Origin of the sequence: Vibrio sp. NH-UV-68 (assembly GCF_042940635.1) — a bacterium.
GTDB classification, from domain to species: domain Bacteria; phylum Pseudomonadota; class Gammaproteobacteria; order Enterobacterales; family Vibrionaceae; genus Vibrio; species Vibrio pacinii.
This window is the reverse complement of the sequence record NZ_CP134975.1, coordinates 2211449-2232659: the sequence shown is the minus strand read 5'-3', so window position 1 is coordinate 2232659 and position 21211 is coordinate 2211449. Positions and strand designations below refer to the sequence as shown.

The window sequence follows — 21211 nt, the reverse complement described above, 5'->3', positions numbered from 1 at the left end:
TTATCAGTTCAACAAATGAGACGAACAAACTGTGATCCTATCGATCCTTTGCGGATTTAATACCACTATTAGTGATCGATAGACTATCGATAGGGGCAGAGACTAAGCTTGAGCCTGAAGCTGGAAGGTACGCTGTGCTTTAATCAGTTGATGATAAAGATCAACCGGTATTAACTTTTTCGGTTCATGTTCCGCTAGCATTCTGCGTTGGTGACCGGATAGGTTGTGATAAACCTCTTCAGGAAGATCATGCGTTTCTTCTGGAAGGTACGCTAACGCATCGGGCTTGAGGTAGTGGCATAGTTTGGCGCTAGGAAGGCCAGCACTGTGGAACAACTCGGCTTGCTGTGCAGACTGCTGATATGAGCTTTGATCAGAACGCAGTGATTGAGGCATTTGCAACTCAAAGCGTTTACGCAACGCTTGTTCGCTTGAGTCGGCCTGATCGAGTTTTTCTATTGGCGTGTTATCGCGCACATCATCAGAGAACATCGACAAAATTAAAGCAAAGTCAGCACGACGACCTTCATGCACGGCATGGTTTATCCCCGTACCGAATTGAAGCTCATTAATAATGGCGGCTTTGTCTAATGTATGAATGTGCATAGTGCCTCTCTTTTGATGCCCTTATAACGACTAACTTGAGAGAAACTTTAGAAAAATCAGAATTTGAACCAATAAAAAAGCCAGCGACTGCTGGCTTTTTAAGCGACTAAATTTTAAATCCTAGGGGAGAGGGTTATTTTGCTAGGTTTTCTGCAACGAAGTCCCAGTTAACCAATGCCCAGAAACCGTTCATGTAATCTGGACGAACGTTACGGTAATCGATGTAGTAAGCGTGTTCCCATAGGTCAACAGTAAGAAGTGGTGTTGTCCCTTCTTCTGTTAGAGGCGTTGCAGCGTTAGACGTGTTAACGATCTCTAGAGATCCGTCTGCTTTTTTCACAAGCCAAGTCCAAGAAGAACCAAAGTTATTGATTGCTGAGTCAGTGAACTTTGCTTTGAACTCTTCGAAAGAACCGAATGCCGCGTTGATTGCTTCTGCAACTGCGCCTGTTGGTTCACCACCTGCGTTTGGCGCTAGACAGTGCCAGTAGAAAGTATGGTTCCAAATTTGAGCTGCGTTATTGAATACGCCACCGGTAGAAGTCTTGATGATCTCTTCTAGAGATTTACCTTCGAACTCAGTACCAGGGATAAGACCGTTTAGCTTAACAACGTAAGTGTTGTGGTGCTTACCATGGTGGAAATCTAGAGTTTCCGCTGAAATATGTGGTTCTAGTGCATCTTTTGCGTAAGGAAGAGCTGGTAGTTCAAATGCCATTACTCGATTCTCCATTTATGTGAAAGAGTGACCTCTTTCGATTGCTTCCAGTGTTATTTATTGTTCATGGTCAATCTAAGTTGCCACGAACGATTTGCTGACTTGCGATATAGTTTAGCAAGTTTTTACTTTATTAAAAGCATCGCTGGCAAATTTCTATATGAAATTTCTTTATTAGTCAGTGTTGATGGGTCTCAAAATTGCTTAAGCTTGTAAGACCATACACATAATAGGCTTTTTATTCTGTGCTAATGGTTTAGAATGTTCGACAAATTTGCAAAAACTCCATTTAAGAGGAAGCAATGGAAACTATCGATAAAATTAAACAGCAAATCGCAGAGAACACGATCCTTCTTTACATGAAAGGTTCGCCAAAACTTCCAAGCTGTGGTTTCTCTTCTCAAGCAGCTCAGGCGCTGATGGCATGTGGTGAAAAATTTGCTTACGTTGACATCTTGCAAAACCCTGATATTCGCGCAGAGCTACCTGCTTACGCGCAGTGGCCGACATTCCCTCAATTATGGATTGAAGGTGAATTAGTTGGTGGTTGTGACATCATCATTGAGATGTTCCAAAAAGGCGAACTGCAGTCTTTGATCAAAGAAGCCGCTGAGCGTAACCCGTCAGAAGACCAATAATACTGGTTAAATTTACAGTTTTTCTTGATTTATAAGGGCCACATTCGATAATGTGGCCCTTATTGTATCTGGCTATTTGTACTGTATGTCTCGTCTTTTTATTGCCGAAAAACCCAGCCTTGGCCGCGCGATTGCTGCGGCTCTCCCTGGACCAAAAAAAAATGACCAAGGTTTTATCCGTTGCGGTAACGGTGATGTGGTTACTTGGTGTATTGGTCATTTGCTTGAACAAGTCGAGCCAGATGCTTATGACGATCGTTATAAAAAGTGGAATCTCGCCGATTTACCGATTGTCCCTGAGGTATGGCAATTAAGACCGAGAAAGTCGGCCAGCAAGCAACTCTCTGTCGTGCGTAAATTGCTTAAGGAGTCGAGCCAGATCATTCATGCTGGCGATCCAGACCGCGAGGGGCAATTGCTGGTTGATGAAGTCCTCGACTACTGCAAAGTGACTAAAAGTAAAAAACAAACTGCGCAACGTTTACTTATCAGTGACTTAAACTTACCCGCCGTGAAACGTGCGCTGAATCAAATGCGCAGCAATCGTGACTTTATCCCTTTGTCTGTTTCTGCTTTGGCACGTTCGCGAGCTGACTGGTTGTATGGGATGAATATGTCGCGAGCTTATACGCTGCTTGGCCAAAAGGCGGGCTACCAAGGTGTATTGTCGGTCGGGCGTGTACAAACGCCTGTACTCGGTTTAGTTGTGCGTCGAGACGAAGAGATAGAGAATTTCTCCCCACGTGACTATTTTACCTTGCATGCGTTGATCCCTTATCAAGACGATGCGCGTCAATTTGATATCCGCGCCCGCTGGAAGCCGAGCGAAGCCTGCAAGCCTTGGCAAGATGAAGAGGGACGAGTCCTTAATCGAAAGTTAGTCGAGAATGTTGCCAATCGCATTGTCAATCAACCAGCTACCGTGGTGGAGTCAGAGCAAAAACAAACCAAGCAAGCCGCGCCACTGCCCTATTCGTTATCAACACTGCAGATAGATTGCGCTAAGCGCTTTGCAATGAGTGCGCAGCAAGTGTTAGATACCTGTCAGTCGTTGTATGAAAAGCATAAACTGATCACCTACCCACGTTCTGATTGTCGCTATCTGCCGCTGGAGCATTTAGCTCAGGCAAGCAGTGTTTGTGATGCGATCGGTAATAATGCCAAAGAGCTTGAGCAAGCGGTGCAGGGGGCGAACCTATCACTTAAGTCGAAAGCGTGGAATGATAAAAAGGTCGACGCGCACCATGCCATTATTCCAACTCCCAAGAAAGCGTCACTTAATGCGCTTTCTGCCAGTGAAATGAAAGTTTATCAACAAATTGCGCGCCAATATTTGATGCAATTCTACCCTGCGGCAGTGTATGCAGAAGCCAAGTTAGTGTTTGACATTGCGGGTGGCAGTTTTGTTGCCAAAGGTCGACAATTGGTCTCTGCTGGTTGGAAAGCGTTGCTGGGTAAAATTGATGATGAGGACGCCAATGTCGATAGCGTACCAGCCTTGGCTGAAGGATGTGTGCTCACTTGCCGTGAGGGTGAGATCAAAGATTGTAAAACCGAGCCTCCAAAACACTTTACCGAAGCCACTTTGCTTCAGGCGATGACAGGTATCGGTCGTTTTGTTGAAGATAAAGAGCTAAAAAAGATCCTCAAAGAGACCGATGGACTTGGTACCGAAGCCACTCGAGCGGGCATTCTCGATACCTTGTTTAAACGCCAACTTCTTCAACGACAAGGTAAAGCAATACTTAGCAGCGCGGCAGGGCGAGGCTTGATTCATGCGTTACCTGCAGAATCAACCTATCCAGATATGACGGCCAACTGGGAGCATCAGCTGCAAGGAATGGCGGAGCGCAATCAAGCGTATCAGCCCTTTATGCAGGCTTTGCAACAAAGAATTGATGGATTGATGCAACAGGTTCGCCGTGGTGAAGTGCCAGAGTCATTGCGTCATTTACCTAAGGTTGAACGCCCTGCCTACAAGAAGCGAAGTAAAGGCGGTTATCGTAAAAAACCAACAGCAAAGAAAGGGACTAACACGCGCTAACCTACTTGGCGTCCGCAGCGTTTAAATAATTGTTGCCAGTAATGAACGTGGTCACGGATAGCGCGGCGAAATTGGTTGTGATTGTTTACCAGTGGATAAACGTACGGATGAAGTTCGGGTTGAGGTTCAAACAGCGTTAATGCTGGATTAAGGATCTGATAGTAACTATCGAGCTGCGCCATATACGGTTGAATAACGCCAACGTATTGTTGTTCGAAGACATTGTTTAGATATTTGAATTTAGTGGTATCACGTTGCGCGTCACAGATAATTGTTTCATCAAAGGTATTGAGTTGACGGGTGACTGTATCAAGTTGATGCGTCGCATTGACCAATGAAAAGTTCAGATTGCCTATAACAGCACTCTTTTCTAACGTTTCCTGCACTTGTTGGATTTGGTGTGGCTCGCCAGTGAAAGCGCGTTGAATATGTTCAAGTGCTTGGCCGACTTGCTGCACTTGCGGCGTCAACGCTTTCTCTAGCCAATGATTACCTGAAAGCTGATGCTGCATGGCCTCACTGGTATAAAGTAGGTTCCATTGATGAGCATTAAGTTGAGCTTGTTTCTGGTTTTCAATTTCCGCCAGTTTTTGTTTTAGCTGCGCATCGATGATGTCGTTCGCCTGGCACTGGGCAAGACCCATCAGCAGCTGCCGTTGGTAGTCATAACGGTGAAACTCATCGGCAACTTTACCCAGTACTGAATTGCGTTCGGCTATAAGGTTAAATAGCCCACACTGGCGCAGTTGGTAGCTGTCTAACAGGCCAATCGATAGCGGCTCTATATCGATGAAGAGCTCTCGCTTACGTGGCAAGTGAGCTAAGGGGGGCTGCGTTATGGTGACTGTTTCAACATCCTGAACGCGGGCAACTCGACTTAAGTAAGCTTGGTACCAGTCGCGTGGATTATCAGACCAGCAGCCATTGAGTGTTAGGATCAATAGCGACATCAATAAAGCATTAAGTCTTGTTGATTTGCTCATGAACGCCATCCTTTTAGTCAAGATGCAATGATGAATCGGAGTACGACAACCTCAAGCTATTATCTACAAATAACCGTCTGCAACCACCCGTCTACCCGTCATCGATTTTTGATATATTGAACTTGAGGATAGGAGGGGGGGAGCGGACACATTACGCCATTATTGAGACTGTTTAAGTATGTAACGTGATCAAAATGATGTATCCCCCCCTTCCTTGGCCTCTTATCGAGTATAGGTCGCGGTCAGTGTTGCTTTGTCTAAAGCGAGACTGTTGAGAGTAAAGCCGACCACTGCCGGTGGGGTATTTTCATCCAGCCCGAGCGAGGCTTTAGGCAGAGCCCAGACCGTAAATTGGTAGCGGTGCATTCCGTCACCAACAGGCGGACAAGCACCACCGAAACCCACTGACCCATAGTCAATACGTACTTCTTGGCCACCAAGTTCACTTATCTTTGCCCCTCGCACAAGGTGATCAGTTTTTGCAGGCAGATCAAGTGCGATCCAATGCCAAAACCCACTGCCAGTCGGGGCATCTGGGTCATAGGCGGTAATAGCAAAGCTTTTGGTTCCTTCTGGAATATCGTGCCACTGTAATTGAGGCGATTGATTTTTACCACTACACCCCCAACCAGCATACTCAAAGGTTTTTTCCATGGGATGGCCTTCGGTAATATCAGTGCTTGTCAATTCCAATGCGGTCGAAGCATTTGAAAATAGCGCCGCCAATAACGCTATTGCCGACAGTGGTTTTGCTAGATTGTACATGTTTCCTTTCCTTATCCTATTCGTTCAATTGAGAAATTTCATTTTGACCACGATGTCTCTATTGATAGGTTGGAGTTTAACTTGAACATTGATTAACGGAGTTTAATCACTATGATTAGTTTTTTAAGCTGCGATTGGGTTGCTAAGGTTAGGACGATGGTGAATGAACTGATGATAACGATTTGTTATAAACGAGTGAGCTGCTTATTGCTAAAAGGGTTATGATATTCTTTCACTTATTGCCCGTTTTCCACTAACGCCATGATTGCTCTTATTTATCACCCTATCTACTCACAGCTCCCGTTGCCCGACGGCCATCGTTATCCGATTAACAAATATCGCCTGTTATACCAAGCAGTAGAGCGGCGCCGAGAGAGCCAACCGCCGTGGCAAATGGCATTTCGTATGGTTCAACCTGACCCGCTAACGGCAACAGAAGTAGCACAAACCCACAGTCCTTGTTATGTGCAAGCGCTAATCAGTGGAGAACTGCCAGCAGCCAAAATGCGTCGGATAGGCTTTCCTTGGAGTGAAGCACTGATTGAGCGCACGCTCACCTCAGCAGGAGGAACGTGTGAAACCGTACTGCAAGCACTAGAGCACGGATCGGCTATTCACTTAAGCGGCGGTTATCACCATGCCCACTACGACTTTGGTAGTGGATTTTGCTTGTTTAACGACTTGGTCTTGGCGGCTAAGCGTGCACTGCATCAACCGGGAGTGGATAAGGTATTGATCATCGACAGTGATGTGCATCATGGTGATGGGACAGCTACACTGTGTAGTGAGGCGGCAGACATCGTAACCTTATCTTTTCATTGTGATAAGAACTTTCCTGCCAGAAAGCCTGACTCTGATTTAGACGTTGCGCTGAGTCGAGAAACTCAAGATGACGAGTTTTTAAGTGCGTTTACTAGTGTTGTCACAATGGCCATGAATCTTCATCAACCCGATGTAGTGATTTACGATGCGGGAGTTGATATTCACCAAGACGATGAGCTTGGTTACCTTGATGTCTCTACCGCTGCCATTTATCAACGCGATCACTTTATGCTTGCGCTCGCCAAGGAGATGCAGATACCGATAGCCTGTGTCGTGGGGGGAGGGTATCGAACCGATCATCACCAACTAGTGCCGATACATATGCAGTTATTAGAGGCTGCGTTCCGTGTTTATGGATAACACGTGTTTTTATGGATAACAATAGAGGGGGAAGCTATGCAACATCGTATTCGTGCTGCCGGGGTATTGATTCGTGATGGCGCCATGTTGTTACTGCGTGTAAAAGACTTTAGCGGTGAGTATTGGATTCCGCCCGGAGGCGGTTTAGAAGAAGACGATAAAAGTACTAAGCAATGTTTGATCCGTGAGTTCAACGAAGAAGCTGGGCTTAAGGTCGACGTTGGTGAGCTCATTTGTGTGCGCGAATTCTATGAAACGCACCTAGATCGCTACAACGCAGAATTCTTTTATCTGATTGATGATTACCAAGGTGTCCCTCACCTGAGCAATTTAGTTGGGCTCAATGATGAGAATTATATTCAAGCGCTCGATTGGGTGCCGATTCCGTTACTTGAAGATATGCGAATTTACCCCAAAGAGCTCAAAGGCAAGGTGTTGGATCTAATTGAAGCAGGACGGTTTTCTAATCATCTTGGCAGCTATGTGCAAGGAATAAGAGAAGACATTAATCAACTGTGACAGCAATGGTTATTGGCTGTCCGAAAAACACCGACCTCATGCTCATGGGGCAAGTGATCATCTTCAAAAGTAATGCTCGTGGGGCTTGGTTAGATTTAGAAATGAAAAAAGCCACTGGAATCCAGTGGCTTTTTTCATTTTAATGTGGCGGAGAGATAGGGATTTGAACCCTAGGTACGCTACTAACGTACGCCGGTTTTCAAGACCGGTGCTTTCAACCACTCAGCCATCTCTCCGTATGGGGCGGATAATATAGGGGTTGAGAAAACTTGTAAACCCCTATTTATAGCGTTTGATTCATTATTGAGCGTTTGACTTTAAAAATGAGTTCGAATGACTGATTTTTACACTTTACCTAGTGGATTTAGCAAAGAGGCGGCGTTGAGGCTCACTACGATGAACAATGCTACAAACAAAAATATCGCGCTGATGTCGCAATTATGCTTGTGTACCCAAGCAGAGTCTCGAAAAGCAAAAAAGAGAGCCGAGGCTCTCTTTTTCAGGTGTATTGGTCGGATATACTGGATTCGAACCAGTGACCCCCACTCCCCCAGAGTGGTGCGCTACCAAGCTGCGCTAATATCCGATACCTGTAATCTAAACATAAAGTGGTCTTGGGTCAATCCCATAACATTATGATTTAGTTGCTTTTAGCGTAAAAACGTTGCAGTTCAGTCAAACCTTGCATCAAGACTGGCAAGGTTGGATTGTCATCTTTTAAGCGCTGATAGTTGGCATCGTATAATTTGTAGTTACCAAATTTATCAATCACCGTGGTGTTCTTGGTCGTAATCAATGCTAGCTCACGTGAATCACCAGCTAAAATCCAACGACGATTACGCTCATCAAACAAGTTACGTCCACTACTAAAATCGTTCGGGTTCGATGAGACGCCTAATAAGTCTTGCAGAATCGTTACCGATAAATCGAGATGACTGGTTCTGTGCTGATATTCGGCGGCGATTTTCCCTGGCCATTGAATAACCATCGGGACTTTTAGCTGATATTGGCTGAAATTGGAGTTTGACCCCCAGCTATTCGACCCTGTTTCGTTAAACTCCGTCGCATGGTTAGATGTGATCACCACCACGGTATTGTCTTCAAGCTCTAACGCTTTGATCTGCTCAAGAACGGTCTTGATTTCAAGGTCGGCTGTTGCCACTGACTTAAGGTAGCCTGCTTTGAGTTTCTCTTCAGCAGATTGCTTTTTATTGGTGTCACTGTAAGCCGTAAAACTGTCGACGGTGGTGAGCTCTAGGTAACTAAACCAAGGCTTTTTACCTTGTTGCTGTGCCCATTTGGCCCATGCATCGATGGCTTGCGAGTCTGCTGATTCGGTGTCGTTAAAGGCGATACCATTGAAGCTCATGCCACGAAATACGGTTTCACCATAGAGAGGCTCGTCAAAGTTATCGCCGCTAAATAAGCCAAATTGGTAGTTCTTATCGATCAGTGTGTCGATAAGAATGGGTTTCGAACCTTGAGTCCTAATGCTGCTCGCGTAACTGCTTGGCAGGCCATAAAATAGACCAAATATGCCAAATGAGTCATTGCTCGAACTGTAATGATTAGTGAAATTCTGGTGATTATTAGCGAACTGATTCATGGCGGGCATCGATGCTTCGGTTAACACATCGCTACGCAGGTTATTGACACTGACAATCATGATATTGAGAGGGTTAGCGCGGCGGTTAAATTCAATTTTTTCTAGCGGGTAACGAACCAACTCGACACTGTCTTGATTCTGTTCAAGGCGCTGCAGATACTCTTCGCGATCAAGCAGTCCGTGGCGCTCCATGAACGACTTTGCTGTCATCGGGTAAGAGAGCGGGAAGTTGGCGCGTTGGGCGGTAATCGGATTGTAAAAATAGGCGTCAGCCCAAACGTAAATCAGGTGGCTGGCGATAAAGCTGACAAAAAACAGCGCCGCGATAGGGCGTCCGACATGTTTGTGAGACAGTTTGCGTTGCTTACGCCATACCCACTCTGACAAGGCCAATTGCAGTAAAAAGATCAGAGGTAGTACAACAAACAAGTGCTGAAGGTCGGCGCTTATTCTTGAGCTTTCATCGCTAAACAAAACTTCCCACACCACAGGCGTTAGGTGCAAGTTAATGGTTTGATAGGTCTGAGTGTCGACCAATAGGATCGTTAAGCCAACGGTAGCAAAACAGACCGCCAGCAAACGGAACAGCTTGCGTGACGGTATGACGAATGTAAGCGGGAATAGAACGAGCAAGTAAAGAGCGAAAACCAGAAAGCCAAAATGACCAACCCAAGATACCGCAAGGTAAAGCTGACCGAGCAAGGTTTCTGGCCAAGGTGACTGAGTGATATAACGGGTTCCAATAAGCATTGCCGCAATGATGTTGAAAAAGGCAAACCAATGCCCCCAACCCACTAAACGCGACACGCGTTCGCCGTATGTGTTTCCGTTATCGACCATGTCAGTGTTCTATTATCCGTTATTATTGTGGTGTTTTATTCTTCAACTGAAGAAACAAGTGCTTGTGCGAATTTTTCAGCAATTGCTTTGCGTTGTGAAGCCCCAACATCTTGATTTAAGACATTGGTAGCGATATTGCCTGCAATCATTAAGGCAAGATCTGGACCAACTGAATGTTTTTCAAGTACAGCAGCAACTTCCGCTAGGATGCGTTCAACTTTTGCGTCACTGTATTTAGATGTAATCGGCATAAAGACTCTAATGATGATAGTAAAGCGGCTTATGATAACCTACAATGCCACGCAACTGAAACCTACGCAGCGATAAATTTCATCATGAGCCTTCATCTCTCTAACGTTATCCTTCACCAATTACAAAAAAACGATTCAGATGAACTAGTTGTCAACTTTCGTGCTGAATCTCTTGCCAATGATGCTGCAACTGAAAATCTGGTTGCTGAGCTTCATCGAGTATTTCATTCAAAAGCCGGCAAAGGTTTTGGCAGCTTTAAGTCTGACAGCGAATTTCAGTTGTGGTTGCAAGATTTACGTCAAGAAAAGCAAAGTTTTTATGATTTCTCACAATCAAGCGCCAATCGTCTCAAAAACGAGCTAGCCAAATACCCATTTGCTGATGAAGGTATTCTAGTGATTGCGGAATACCAATCTTTAGCAACGGACTATTTATTCGTGGCGATTATCCCATCGAACCAGAGCTTGAAAGTGACCGAAGGCCTAGATATTAGTGCGACCGATTACCTTGATTTGAGCAAGATGGACATTGCCGCACGCATCGATTTAACCAGTTATGCAACAGACAAACAATCCAATCGTTACTTAGCTTACATCAAAGGTCGCGTTGGCCGTAAGGTGGCGGACTTCTTCCTCGATTTTCTCCAAGCCGAAGTTGGTTTAGATACCAAACAACAAAACCAAGTATTGATGCAAGCAGTTGATGATTTCTGTGCCGATTCAAAGCTCGAAAAAGACGAAGTGATCAGTTACAAGAAGCAAGTTGCGGATTACTGCAATGAACAGATCAAAGTGGGCGATGAAGTACAGGTTCGTGAACTGTCCGGTGAATTACCTTCATCACAAGATGGCACAAGCTTTCTCGACTATACCCAAGCTCAAGGCTATGAGCTGGAAGAGAGCTTTCCTGCTGATCGAGCGACGGTACGTAAACTAACAAAATATGTCGGAGCGGGCGGTGGCTTAAACATCAGCTTTGACAGTTTGCTGATGGGTGAACGTGTATTCTACGATCCAGAAACCGATACCTTAACCATTAAAGGCACGCCACCTAACTTGCGCGATCAATTGACACGCAATAAATAACCTCATCATCGAAGGACTAACTGCAACATTTTTGTAGTTAGTCCTCCACTTCTGCGCCACAATGTATATGCTTGTATTAAAGGGAATTTATATTTTTTAAGGATGAGCATGGGTGGCAAGACACTCAAACTTGGAATGGGGCTATTGATCCTTTGGCTTATCAGCATGTTACTGATTGCCAGTAATTACCGTTCTACGTTCACAACCAAAGAACAAATTTATGAACTCGGTAGTGCTCTGCAAGGCCTTCGCGAGTCATTGTCACTAGATGCACCGTCACGAATTGAACGTGCCGATGTTGAGTCCCTCGATCTGCAATTAGTCTATGCGCTCCGACTGCAAATAGAGACCCATGGCCAAGACTACTGGTTTGTGCCTGATACACAACAGCTGTTTTACACCACTGATCGCTATATTGAGCAGACTCAAATCTATCTGGATAACAATATAAATCTGTTGACCTTGGTCGAAGCGATGCGCGCCATGCGCGACAAGTACCAATTTGAGCCTGAGATTTCACAACTGTATTTTAAATTGGCCACCAACGTACTGGATGCCATTTTCAGTGAAAATGACTCTAACCCCGCAATTTATCGTGAGCTCGATGACATTTATACTTTTAGTGAAGCACTGCCCGCTCAGCAAGCTAAAGATCTGCAATCGGTATTGGCGCAGGTTTCGCAAGTACTGAGTGGTTATGCCCAAGGTCAGTACATATTAAAAAAACTCATTAATCATGATGTTTACGCTCAGGTCAACACACAACGTATTGCGTTCAATGGTTTGCTCACCGATTATATTCTGCTGGCTGGTGGGGTAAGCATGCTGACCCTTTGTCTGCTTGTTGGCTTGATTGCTTATAGCTTACGTTACTCCCAGCCTGTAAAAAAAACCAGTAAGCCACTTGTGGCTGCACCACCGCTGTTTGAGGAGGTTGAACCTGTGTCTGAAAATGTGGAGAAGATGGCGATGACGGAGTTAAAAGACGAAACGGAGATCGATTTTGATAAAATGCTTGATTCTCTCAGCAATGATATCGAGTCTGTTTGCATGTTATTGGAAGTCTTCATTGAAGATCATACTGGCGACGCGGAAAGAATACAGCAATTACTTAGTGATGCCCCCCAAGATGCACAGCGCAAGGCACATAGTCTAAAAGGCGTGGGAGGCAATTTGGCGGCGATGAAGTTACGTGAAGTAGCAGGTGAAGTAGAACTTGCGATAAAATCGGGTCAACAGCCGAGTGATTCGGTGATGAAAGAGCTTAAGCTGCGACTTGATCGAGCGATTTATGAAAGTGAGCAATTTTTACAAAGTCATCAATCCTAAAAAAAGCGCCTCATTGGAGGCGCTTCAGACATTAAACGGTTTGATTGGCTAATTGCGTTTGCTCTTCTTCACTCGCCTCAGCAGTTGGTTCACATTTATCAACGAACCAGCCCATGTATGAAGTGACGATAGTGACGATGATACAAACGAAGCTCAACCACATAAAGGGAGCATAAGACAGCGTCGCAACACCTAAAATACTCGCCATGTATATACCATTATCACTCCAAGGCACCATGCCTGACGTCAACGTGCCGCCAAATTCAGCATTACGCGATAGGTTTTTACGTTTGTAGCCCAAGCGGTCGTAGTTTTTAGCGCAAATTTTTGGCGTTAAAATCAAAGATACATACATTGCAGAGCCAAAAACGTTACCCATAAACGCAGTACCAATCGTACTGGTGGCCAGTGAACCAGCGCTTTGAACTCTTCGTTCAAACAGTTTAGCAATAGTTTCAAGCACACCTACTTTATCCAGCAGGCCACCAAAACCAAGACCAAATACGATCACTGCGACAGAGCCAAGCATTGAGGACATGCCGCCACGGTTTAGAATAGAGTCAATAAAGCCAATGCCAGATTCAATTTCAAACGGTGCCCATGCGGTGTTGAATGCTTGAAGGAAATTGACATCTTGGATCATCACCGCCCAGATAATACCTAACAAAGAACCAAAGCTAATCACTGGGAATGAAGGCATACGCATGGCCAAAAGACCCAATACGATAATGACTGGAACGAACGAATAAGGGGTGATGTAGAACTGTTGTTCCATGGCTTGAATAACCGATTGCACTTGGGACATATCCACGTTACCTGCGTAGTGGAAACCAAATGCGGTAAACATAATACCAGTGATGATGTAGCTAATTAGCGCCACTGGCAGCATGCCTTTAATGTGCTCCATAACCTCAACATTTGACATAGAAGAAGCCAAAATTACTGAGTCAGACAGTGGGGACATCTTGTCGCCGAAATAACATCCTGACAGTACGGCACCAGCGGTAATCGGTGCTGGGACACCAAGGCCTTGACCAATCCCCATCATGGCAATACCAGCAGTACCGGCAGCCCCCCAAGAGGTACCAGTTGCCAGCGCGGTCAACGAACAGATGATCATCGTCGCGAGAAGGAAAATAGAGGGATGAATCGCTTTCAGACCGTAGTAAATGATGGTCGGAACAATACCGCCCGAAATCCAAGTGCCGACCAAAGCGCCAACCGCTAAGAGGATCAATACCGCACCTAAACCATTTGAAATACCGTTAAGTGCCGCTACTTCGAGATCTTTGTATTGATGACCTAAACGAATGCCAAGAACGATAATGATAAACCAGCCAATATACAAAGCCAGTTGAATTGGGAGATCAAGCTTAGCGGTGAACGAGAACGCAAGCAGAAGAAATAACCCAAGTGAGACAACAACCTGCAACAAGCTAGGCAGGCGGGGGGAGTGTTGTGTCATGAGGAGCCTCTTAATTAGTGTTATGAGTGCATACAAATAAATGAGTTTACTTAGACAGGGTGTGAGCCCATTTTTTAGATAGGATGTACTTTACAGTAGCTAGAATATTATTTCGAGAAAATGTCCAATTGCTGTGATTTGAGTCTTTTTAATGTTTAATGTGCAGATTAAAATGTCGTAAAAAGTTAAATTTTACCAAATGAAATGTTTTGTAATGTAAACGATTTGTGGCACGCTTTTTTCGGTGTTGTTTAATCTTGATGTTTTTAGGACGAACCAGATAACAATGGCAATAAAATCAGCCAAATTTATCTTTGATCAAGTAAATGACCAGATATGGCTAAAATTTAACCGTTTAACGCAATTTCCCTTGAGATTTTGCTTCGAACAATGAATATTGGTGTATTCCCCTTTGAATTAGATTACATGGAGAGTTGAGAATGAGAGTAGGTTTAGTCGGTTGGCGTGGCATGGTAGGTTCGGTCCTGATGCAACGCATGGTAGAAGAAAAAGATTTCGATCTTATCGAACCGGTATTTTACAGCACATCTCAAGTCGGTATCCCAGCTCCAAATTTGGGCAAAGATACTGGGCTACTACAAGACGCTTTTGATATTGAGAGCCTCAAACAGCTTGATGCAGTGATCACTTGTCAAGGCGGAAGTTACACAGAGAAAGTATACCCAGCACTACGTCAAGCAGGTTGGAAAGGCTACTGGATTGACGCGGCATCAACACTGCGTATGGCGCAAGATTCAATCATTACGTTAGATCCTGTTAACCTAAGTCAAATCCAACAAGGTATTCACGCTGGCACCAACACGTTTGTTGGCGGTAACTGTACCGTTAGCTTGATGCTAATGGGCCTTGGTGGTCTATTTGAAAAGGGCTTGGTTGAGTGGACTAGCGCGATGACGTACCAAGCCGCCTCTGGTGCGGGTGCGCAAAACATGCGCGAGTTGATTTCTCAAATGGGTGTGATTAACGACTCGGTCAGCTCTGAATTGGCAAATCCTTCAAGCTCTATCTTGGATATCGATAAGAAAGTCGCAGATACCATGCGTTCTGCTCAGTTCCCGACGGACAAGTTTGGTGTACCTTTGGCGGGCTCATTGATTCCATGGATCGATGTGAAGCGCGATAACGGTCAGAGCAAAGAAGAGTGGAAGGCTGGCGCGGAAGCGAACAAGATCCTTGGTTTCCAAGATGCACCCGTACCAATCGATGGCACGTGCGTCCGTATCGGTGCAATGCGCTGTCACTCTCAAGCTCTTACCATTAAGCTCAAGCAAAATGTGCCGATGGATGAGATTGAAGAGATGATCGCTACGCACAATGATTGGGTTAAGGTCATTCCAAACGATCGTGACATCACGGCCGCCGAACTGACTCCAGCCAAAGTCACTGGCACGCTCTCAGTCCCTGTTGGCCGCTTGCGCAAAATGGCCATGGGTGATGATTTCTTAAATGCCTTTACCGTTGGTGACCAATTGCTGTGGGGCGCGGCTGAGCCACTACGTCGTACCTTGCGTATTATTCTTGCCGAGAAAGGCGAATAGTACCAGACTCTTGCTTAGAGTTGAGAGTGTGACCTGTTCAGTCATGTTGCCCTCTGGTAATAAGCTGCATTGCTAGTAAAAAATCAAGGCTGACGTTCTTACGTCAGCCTTTTTTGTCTCCAATATCAAAACTCGCGATAATCAAAACCATCCATAATCAAAACCATCCATAATCAAAACAAAGATACGTTATCCCCATTGATGAAATGCAGGGATTACTCTTTCGTTCTGACCACTCGATTATCTGGATCTGCCAGTTCGCCGCCGCAGTGTTTACAATACATGGCGTCAGATTCATGCCCAGAGCGTGAACAATTAGGACACCGAACCAAAGATTTGTGAGCATTCATTTCTTGATGCAGTTCTGCGGTGATGATACCTGTCGGCACCGCTATAATCGAATAGCCCATCAACATGGTTAACGATGCGATAGCCTTACCTAAAGGCGTTTGAGGCACTAAGTCGCCGTAACCGACGGTAGTAATGGTCACAATGGCCCAATAGATGCTTTTGGGAATACTGGTAAAGCCGTTTTGAGGCCCTTCAATGATATAAATCAGAGCGCCGAAGATGGTCACAAGAATTGCGAGAGAACTGAAGAAGACCAAAATTTTTCTGCGTGCCATAAGCAATGAACGCAATAGAATATTGGATTCTTGTAAGTAACGTACCAGCTTCAACACGCGAAATATACGCAATACACGAATGGCGCGAATTACGCCCATAAATGAAGCCGCCGGAAAGAACAAGGTTAAATACGTGGGCAAAATGGCGAGAAAATCAATCACACCATAAAAGCTTTTCGCATAGGCTGCAGGCTTGGGTGAGCAGTAAAGACGTAACAAATATTCAATCGTGAATAGGCCGGTAAACGTGTATTCAAGATAGCGCAATTGTTGTGCCCACTGAGCGCGGATCGAGGGGACAGACTCTAATACCAAAACAATCAGTGATGAAAGGATGGCAATGATAAGGGCGATATCAAATACCTTTCCTGCTCGGGTATGAGTACCAAAGATAATAATGTAAAGCTGATTTTTAAGTGTATCTTGCGACATGATAGAAAGACCAGTGAATGCATCTTTCTATCATAGCGACTTATTAATGATCAGGCTAACCCAGGAAAGAGGTTACGTAGACCATTGGCGATAAATTCAATACCTAAAGCGCCCAAAATCAGGCCCATGATACGAGTAATGACGTTAATGCCAGTTTGGCCTAAGAATCGGACAATCAATGGTGCTGAGCGAAACAGCAACCAAGAGCACAAGCAGAAAAGGCCAATCGTCAGGGCAATGCCAACAGTATCGAGCATGCTTGGGTAACGTGCGCCGTAGACGATCGTTGAACTGATTGCACCTGGTCCTGCCATTAGAGGCATTGCCAATGGAACCACACCAATTTGTTCGCGGCTAACGTATTCACTTTTTTCCTGTTTGTTCTGTTTATCCTCGCCCAACTTACCGCTCATCATTGAAAACGCAATACTCAGCAATAGCAATCCGCCAGCGACGCGGAAAGAGTCTAGTGAGATGCTGAACATGTCGAGCAGCATTTGCCCTGCGAGTAATGACATAATCAAAATAATCGCAACGGCTAGGTTAGCGGTTGTTGCTGTTTTGTGTTTTTCTTCCATGGTCATATGGCCAGTAAGAGAAACAAAAACAGGCATGATACCCACAGGGTTTACCGCAGCGACTAAGCCAAGGAAAAACTGCAAGAAAATAGCAGCTTCGAAAGTTTGCATAAACGATACCTCCACTAAGGTGAGATAAAGAACAGGTGATTTGCGGAATATAGTCTAAATTATGCTCATGAACGAATGAAAAAAACTAACGTCAAAGGGATTTCATTACTGAGAAAATCTTATGTCTGAAAGGAATGTAAATATTAATGACACACTTTGTTGCGTAAAATATCGCAGTAAGGCCTGCTTGTTTACACAAACGTTAACATTCGCACATTTTCAATAAAAATTGAGTATTACGCTAGAGGAATTTGGTCGCCAGATATACTCTCAGTGGCACAAGGTTTGCGGACTACATGTAAGTTTGTAGTCAAAAAATGAAAACTTTTTACAAAATGTTGTCGTATTTCAAGAAAATTGTTCTAAGTGGTGATAATTTATTCAAATGCCACGATTGTTGATAGTCTTTAATATTCAATGTGTTAGGTCTTAAGATTTACAGGGTCTACCACGAAATGAGTAAATAGTTTTTCAGAACTGATCTGGGTCAATTTTTTTCATAACCTGAAATAATATACTCAGCCCTGAAAGCAATTTACTAAGACGTCTGTTTTGAAGATGACAGTGACCTTAATAAAAAGTTTTTAATATTTATTAATTTAGGAGATTCACTATGCCTGTAACTAATTTGGCTGAACTAGACGCTCTCGTCGCTCGCGTAAAAGCGGCTCAAGAAGAGTTCGCGACTTTCTCACAAGAGAAAGTGGACGCAATCTTCCGCGCAGCATCTCTAGCAGCTAACCACGCTCGTATCCCGCTAGCACAACAAGCGGTTGCTGAGTCTGGCATGGGTATTGTTGAAGACAAAGTTATCAAAAACCACTTTGCTTCAGAGTTCATCTACAACAAATACAAAGACGAAAAAACGTGTGGCATCCTAGAAGAAGATGACAACCTAGGCACAATGACTATCGCTGAGCCTGTAGGTATCATCTGTGGTATCGTTCCAACAACGAACCCAACTTCTACAGCAATCTTCAAATCTCTAATTTCTCTTAAGACACGTAACGGCATCATCTTCTCGCCACACCCACGTGCAAAGAACTCAACTAACGACGCAGCGAAACTGGTCCTAGACGCAGCGGTAGCCGCGGGCGCACCAAAAGACATCATCGGTTGGATTGACCAACCATCTGTAGAGCTTTCTAACGCGCTTATGAAGCACGACGGTATCGCACTTATCCTTGCTACTGGTGGTCCAGGCATGGTTAAAGCAGCATACTCTTCTGGTAAGCCTGCTATCGGTGTTGGTGCTGGTAACGTTCCTGTTGTTATCGATGAAACAGCTGACATCAAACGTGCTGTAGCATCTATCCTTATGTCTAAAACATTCGATAACGGCGTTGTCTGTGCTTCTGAGCAAGCTGCAATCGTTGTCAGCGAAGTCTATGACGAAGTTAAAGAGCGTTTCGCTTCTCACAAAGCTCACGTTCTATCTAAAGCTGACGCTGATAAAGTACGTAAAGTTCTGCTTATCGACGGCAACCTAAACGCTAAAATCGTAGGTCAGCCTGCTCCAGCAATCGCTGAAATGGCGGGGGTTAAAGTTCCTGCTGATACAAAAGTACTTGTAGGTGAAGGTCTTGGTAAAGTTTCTTACGATGACGAATTCGCTCACGAGAAACTATCTCCAACGCTAGGTCTATTCCGCGCAGACGACTTCGAAGACGCTGTTGCTCAAGCGGTAACTATGGTTGAAATCGGTGGTATCGGTCACACATCTGGTCTTTACACTAACCAAGATACTAACGCAGACCGCATCCGTTACTTCGGTGACAAGATGAAGACCGCTCGTATTCTAATCAACATCCCGACGACTCACGGTGGTATCGGTGACCTGTACAACTTCAACGTTGCACCTTCTCTAACTCTAGGTTGTGGTTCATGGGGTGGTAACTCTATCTCTGAGAACGTAGGTCCTAAGCACCTAATCAACAAGAAAACTGTAGCGAAGCGAGCTGAAAACATGTTGTGGCACAAACTACCTAAGTCTATCTACTTCCGTCGTGGTAGCCTTCCAATCGCAATGAGCGACCTAGAAGGTAAGAAACGCGCATTCCTAGTCACTGACCGTTTCCTATTCAACAACGGTTACGCAGATGACGTAGTTCGCCTGCTTAAAGCACAAGGCATCGAAGTTCAAACTTTCTTCGACGTAGAAGCGGATCCAACGCTATCTGTTGTTGAGAAAGGCGCTGAAGCAATGAAGAGCTTCCAGCCTGACGTAATCCTTGCTCTAGGTGGCGGCTCTCCAATGGATGCTGCTAAGATCATGTGGGTTATGTACGAGCACCCAGACACTCACTTCGAAGAACTAGCAATGCGCTTTATGGATATCCGTAAACGTATTTACAAGTTCCCTAAAATGGGTCAAAAAGCTGAGCTTGTATGTATCACTACAACTTCAGGTACGGGTTCAGAGGTTACGCCATTTGCTGTTGTTACAGACGACAAGACTGGTGCTAAGTACCCACTAGCTGATTACGAAATCACGCCAAACATGGCTATCGTTGATGCGAACCTAGTAATGAACATGCCTAAGTCTCTAACAGCGTTCGGTGGTTACGATGCAGTAACTCACGCTCTTGAAGCTTATGTATCTGTTCTTGCTAACGAATACTCAGACGGTCAGGCTCTACAAGCGCTTAAGATGCTTAAAGAGTACCTACCATCAAGCTATGCAAACGGTGCAAGCGACCCAATCGCTCGTGAGAAAGTACATAACGCAGCAACAATCGCTGGCATTGCTTTTGCGAACGCATTCCTAGGTGTTTGTCACTCTATGGCGCACAAGATTGGTGCTGAGTTCCACCTGCCGCACGGCTTGGCGAACGCTCTACTAATCTCTAACGTGGTACGTTACAACGCGAACGACAACCCAACTAAGCAAACGGCATTCTCTCAATACGACCGTCCACAAGCACGTCGTCGTTATGCAGAAGTTGCTGACCACCTTGGCCTAAGCCAAGCAGGTGACCGTACTGCTCAGAAGATTGAACGTCTACTGACTTGGTTGGAAGAGCTGAAAGGTGACCTAGACATTCCATTGTCTATCCAAGCAGCTGGTGTTGCTGAATCTGACTTCATTGCGAAATTAGACGAGCTATCAGTAGAAGCGTTTGATGACCAGTGTACAGGTGCTAACCCACGTTACCCTCTAATCACTGAGCTAAAAGAAGTGCTAATGGCTTCTTACTACGGTAAAGCTTTCGTTGAAGGTGAAACGTTTGAAGGTACGACTGTAATCAAAAAGAAAGCAGATCAAGTTGCTCAAGACGCACCAAAAGCGAAGAAAGCAAAAGCTAACGCATAAGTAAAATGTTAGTGATGAGATAGGTTTTCGCTAGCACGAAACCTACTAAAAATCGGGAAAAGAACAAGCCCCAGTCGAGAGACTGGGGCTTTTTTTTGTAGATGCGAGAGTGGACTTCGTTCTTCGAGATGTTAGAGCGCTTCGTTTCGAGAGCGGGCTCCGCCCTGCGAGAGGAGCACGCCTCAGCTACCGAGTTGAGTTTTTGTTAGGGTCTTACATCTAGAGTGCCGAAAAAAAAGGTTGACGCCTTAACGTCAACCTTTCGGGGTTTTCTCGCTTCTCTCTTCTCGCTACTTTTCTTCGTCAGGTAACTTGACGTTTAGCTCAAGCACCGAGATATCGTCGTCTTTGTGTTCGAAGGTTAGATCGACCATTGATGGATCTACCGCGACGTACTTAGCGATCACTTTAAGAATATCTTCTTTCAGCTGAGGCAGGTAGGAAGGCGCTGGATCGCCCTGACTGCGACGCTCGGCGACAATAATTTGCAGTCGCTCTTTGGCTAAGTTGGCCGACGTTTTTTTCTGCGGGCGGAAAAACTCTAGTAATGACATGCCGTG

General features: G+C 45.0%; 18 protein-coding genes and 2 tRNA genes. 8 read left to right on the top strand and 12 right to left on the bottom strand.

The annotated features are described in order from the left end of the window. Window positions 1–102: 102 nt before the first annotated feature. The gene (locus ViNHUV68_RS10060) at window positions 103–606 is read right to left on the bottom strand and encodes a VC2046/SO_2500 family protein (RefSeq protein WP_038172981.1); all 504 of its coding nucleotides are present in this window, start codon (window positions 604–606) and stop codon (window positions 103–105) included. A gap of 133 nt (window positions 607–739) precedes the next feature. Beyond that, entirely contained in the window at window positions 740–1324 is a 585-nt protein-coding gene (sodB, locus tag ViNHUV68_RS10055; RefSeq protein ID WP_038172980.1) for a superoxide dismutase [Fe], read from the bottom strand. Window positions 1325–1626: 302 nt separating this feature from the next. Here sodB and ViNHUV68_RS10050 point away from each other — a divergent pair, with 302 nt between their 5' ends. Beyond that, window positions 1627–1962, top strand: a complete 336-nt coding sequence (locus ViNHUV68_RS10050) for a Grx4 family monothiol glutaredoxin (RefSeq protein WP_038172979.1) — start codon at window positions 1627–1629, stop codon at window positions 1960–1962. A gap of 85 nt (window positions 1963–2047) precedes the next feature. After that, window positions 2048–4006: a DNA topoisomerase 3 gene (locus ViNHUV68_RS10045; protein ID WP_391087876.1), complete on the top strand. Its 1959-nt coding sequence runs from the start codon at window positions 2048–2050 to the stop codon at window positions 4004–4006. On the opposite strand, the gene ViNHUV68_RS10040 is transcribed toward ViNHUV68_RS10045, so the two are convergent. Continuing rightward, a complete protein-coding gene (locus ViNHUV68_RS10040; RefSeq protein ID WP_391087873.1) occupies window positions 4003–4989 on the bottom strand; it encodes a DUF3080 family protein in 987 nt (328 codons plus the stop codon). The two genes, ViNHUV68_RS10045 and ViNHUV68_RS10040, sit on opposite strands and share 4 nt — an antisense overlap. Before the next feature lie 222 nt (window positions 4990–5211). Continuing rightward, entirely contained in the window at window positions 5212–5754 is a 543-nt protein-coding gene (locus ViNHUV68_RS10035) for a YbhB/YbcL family Raf kinase inhibitor-like protein (RefSeq protein ID WP_391087870.1), read from the bottom strand. Window positions 5755–6015: 261 nt separating this feature from the next. Here ViNHUV68_RS10035 and ViNHUV68_RS10030 point away from each other — a divergent pair, with 261 nt between their 5' ends. Together ViNHUV68_RS10030 and ViNHUV68_RS10025 are read left to right on the top strand one after the other, a co-directional pair. Further along, complete coding sequence (locus ViNHUV68_RS10030) at window positions 6016–6936, top strand: histone deacetylase (protein WP_391087868.1); 921 nt, start codon at window positions 6016–6018, stop codon at window positions 6934–6936. 36 nt (window positions 6937–6972) lie between these two features. After that, a complete protein-coding gene (locus ViNHUV68_RS10025; protein WP_391087865.1) occupies window positions 6973–7455 on the top strand; it encodes an NUDIX domain-containing protein in 483 nt (160 codons plus the stop codon). Window positions 7456–7600: 145 nt separating this feature from the next. On the opposite strand, the gene ViNHUV68_RS10020 is transcribed toward ViNHUV68_RS10025, so the two are convergent. The 4 genes from ViNHUV68_RS10020 to ViNHUV68_RS10005 all read right to left on the bottom strand — a co-directional run bounded on the left by ViNHUV68_RS10020 (window position 7601) and on the right by ViNHUV68_RS10005 (window position 10152). Continuing rightward, window positions 7601–7691, bottom strand: a tRNA-Ser gene (locus ViNHUV68_RS10020). Window positions 7692–7964: 273 nt separating this feature from the next. After that, window positions 7965–8041 (bottom strand) — tRNA-Pro (locus ViNHUV68_RS10015). 54 nt (window positions 8042–8095) lie between these two features. Further along, on the bottom strand, window positions 8096–9901 hold the full coding sequence (locus ViNHUV68_RS10010) for a DUF3413 domain-containing protein (protein ID WP_391087862.1): 1806 nt from the start codon (window positions 9899–9901) through the stop codon (window positions 8096–8098). Between the two features lie 35 nt (window positions 9902–9936). Further along, window positions 9937–10152 carry a YejL family protein gene (locus ViNHUV68_RS10005; RefSeq protein WP_038172971.1) on the bottom strand — a complete coding sequence of 72 codons (216 nt, stop codon included), beginning with the start codon at window positions 10150–10152 and terminating at the stop codon, window positions 9937–9939. An 84-nt stretch (window positions 10153–10236) separates the two neighbouring features. Between ViNHUV68_RS10005 and yejK the strand changes: the two genes are divergently transcribed. After that, window positions 10237–11238 carry a nucleoid-associated protein YejK gene (gene yejK / locus ViNHUV68_RS10000; protein WP_038172970.1) on the top strand — a complete coding sequence of 334 codons (1002 nt, stop codon included), beginning with the start codon at window positions 10237–10239 and terminating at the stop codon, window positions 11236–11238. 108 nt (window positions 11239–11346) lie between these two features. After that, window positions 11347–12567 (top strand): Hpt domain-containing protein, encoded by a 1221-nt coding sequence (locus tag ViNHUV68_RS09995; RefSeq protein ID WP_391087858.1) that lies wholly within the window; start codon window positions 11347–11349, stop codon window positions 12565–12567. 31 nt (window positions 12568–12598) lie between these two features. Here ViNHUV68_RS09995 and nhaC read toward each other — a convergent pair whose 3' ends face one another. Continuing rightward, the gene (gene nhaC, locus ViNHUV68_RS09990) at window positions 12599–14032 is read right to left on the bottom strand and encodes a Na+/H+ antiporter NhaC (protein ID WP_038172967.1); all 1434 of its coding nucleotides are present in this window, start codon (window positions 14030–14032) and stop codon (window positions 12599–12601) included. A gap of 440 nt (window positions 14033–14472) precedes the next feature. On the opposite strand from nhaC, the gene asd reads away from it, so the two are divergent. Further along, on the top strand, window positions 14473–15591 hold the full coding sequence (asd, locus tag ViNHUV68_RS09985) for an aspartate-semialdehyde dehydrogenase (protein ID WP_038172965.1): 1119 nt from the start codon (window positions 14473–14475) through the stop codon (window positions 15589–15591). A 215-nt stretch (window positions 15592–15806) separates the two neighbouring features. Here asd and ViNHUV68_RS09980 read toward each other — a convergent pair whose 3' ends face one another. Continuing rightward, window positions 15807–16649, bottom strand: a complete 843-nt coding sequence (locus tag ViNHUV68_RS09980; protein WP_391087854.1) for an ion transporter — start codon at window positions 16647–16649, stop codon at window positions 15807–15809. A 50-nt stretch (window positions 16650–16699) separates the two neighbouring features. Beyond that, complete coding sequence (locus tag ViNHUV68_RS09975) at window positions 16700–17338, bottom strand: YchE family NAAT transporter (RefSeq protein WP_038172963.1); 639 nt, start codon at window positions 17336–17338, stop codon at window positions 16700–16702. Window positions 17339–17951: 613 nt separating this feature from the next. Between ViNHUV68_RS09975 and adhE the strand changes: the two genes are divergently transcribed. Beyond that, window positions 17952–20651 carry a bifunctional acetaldehyde-CoA/alcohol dehydrogenase gene (gene adhE, locus ViNHUV68_RS09970; protein ID WP_038172962.1) on the top strand — a complete coding sequence of 900 codons (2700 nt, stop codon included), beginning with the start codon at window positions 17952–17954 and terminating at the stop codon, window positions 20649–20651. 290 nt (window positions 20652–20941) lie between these two features. Here adhE and minE read toward each other — a convergent pair whose 3' ends face one another. Beyond that, on the bottom strand, window positions 20942–21205 hold the full coding sequence (gene minE / locus ViNHUV68_RS09965; protein WP_038172961.1) for a cell division topological specificity factor MinE: 264 nt from the start codon (window positions 21203–21205) through the stop codon (window positions 20942–20944). Between the last annotated feature and the right edge of the window lie 6 nt (window positions 21206–21211).

Bases quoted from the DNA above. Each gene is read 5' to 3' on its own strand.
- ViNHUV68_RS10040 (WP_391087873.1), bottom strand. From the start codon at position 4,989: ATGAGCAAATCAACAAGACTTAATGCTTTATTGATGTCGCTATTGATC.
- minE (WP_038172961.1), bottom strand. From the start codon at position 21,205: ATGTCATTACTAGAGTTTTTCCGCCCGCAGAAAAAAACGTCGGCCAAC.
- ViNHUV68_RS10010 (WP_391087862.1), bottom strand. From the start codon at position 9,901: ATGGTCGATAACGGAAACACATACGGCGAACGCGTGTCGCGTTTAGTG.
- sodB (WP_038172980.1), bottom strand. From the start codon at position 1,324: ATGGCATTTGAACTACCAGCTCTTCCTTACGCAAAAGATGCACTAGAA.
- ViNHUV68_RS10005 (WP_038172971.1), bottom strand. From the start codon at position 10,152: ATGCCGATTACATCTAAATACAGTGACGCAAAAGTTGAACGCATCCTA.
- ViNHUV68_RS10025 (WP_391087865.1), top strand. From the start codon at position 6,973: ATGCAACATCGTATTCGTGCTGCCGGGGTATTGATTCGTGATGGCGCC.
- ViNHUV68_RS10045 (WP_391087876.1), top strand. From the start codon at position 2,048: ATGTCTCGTCTTTTTATTGCCGAAAAACCCAGCCTTGGCCGCGCGATT.
- asd (WP_038172965.1), top strand. From the start codon at position 14,473: ATGAGAGTAGGTTTAGTCGGTTGGCGTGGCATGGTAGGTTCGGTCCTG.
- ViNHUV68_RS10030 (WP_391087868.1), top strand. From the start codon at position 6,016: ATGATTGCTCTTATTTATCACCCTATCTACTCACAGCTCCCGTTGCCC.
- ViNHUV68_RS10035 (WP_391087870.1), bottom strand. From the start codon at position 5,754: ATGTACAATCTAGCAAAACCACTGTCGGCAATAGCGTTATTGGCGGCG.
- nhaC (WP_038172967.1), bottom strand. From the start codon at position 14,032: ATGACACAACACTCCCCCCGCCTGCCTAGCTTGTTGCAGGTTGTTGTC.
- yejK (WP_038172970.1), top strand. From the start codon at position 10,237: ATGAGCCTTCATCTCTCTAACGTTATCCTTCACCAATTACAAAAAAAC.
- adhE (WP_038172962.1), top strand. From the start codon at position 17,952: ATGCCTGTAACTAATTTGGCTGAACTAGACGCTCTCGTCGCTCGCGTA.
- ViNHUV68_RS10060 (WP_038172981.1), bottom strand. From the start codon at position 606: ATGCACATTCATACATTAGACAAAGCCGCCATTATTAATGAGCTTCAA.
- ViNHUV68_RS09980 (WP_391087854.1), bottom strand. From the start codon at position 16,649: ATGTCGCAAGATACACTTAAAAATCAGCTTTACATTATTATCTTTGGT.
- ViNHUV68_RS10050 (WP_038172979.1), top strand. From the start codon at position 1,627: ATGGAAACTATCGATAAAATTAAACAGCAAATCGCAGAGAACACGATC.
- ViNHUV68_RS09975 (WP_038172963.1), bottom strand. From the start codon at position 17,338: ATGCAAACTTTCGAAGCTGCTATTTTCTTGCAGTTTTTCCTTGGCTTA.
- ViNHUV68_RS09995 (WP_391087858.1), top strand. From the start codon at position 11,347: ATGGGTGGCAAGACACTCAAACTTGGAATGGGGCTATTGATCCTTTGG.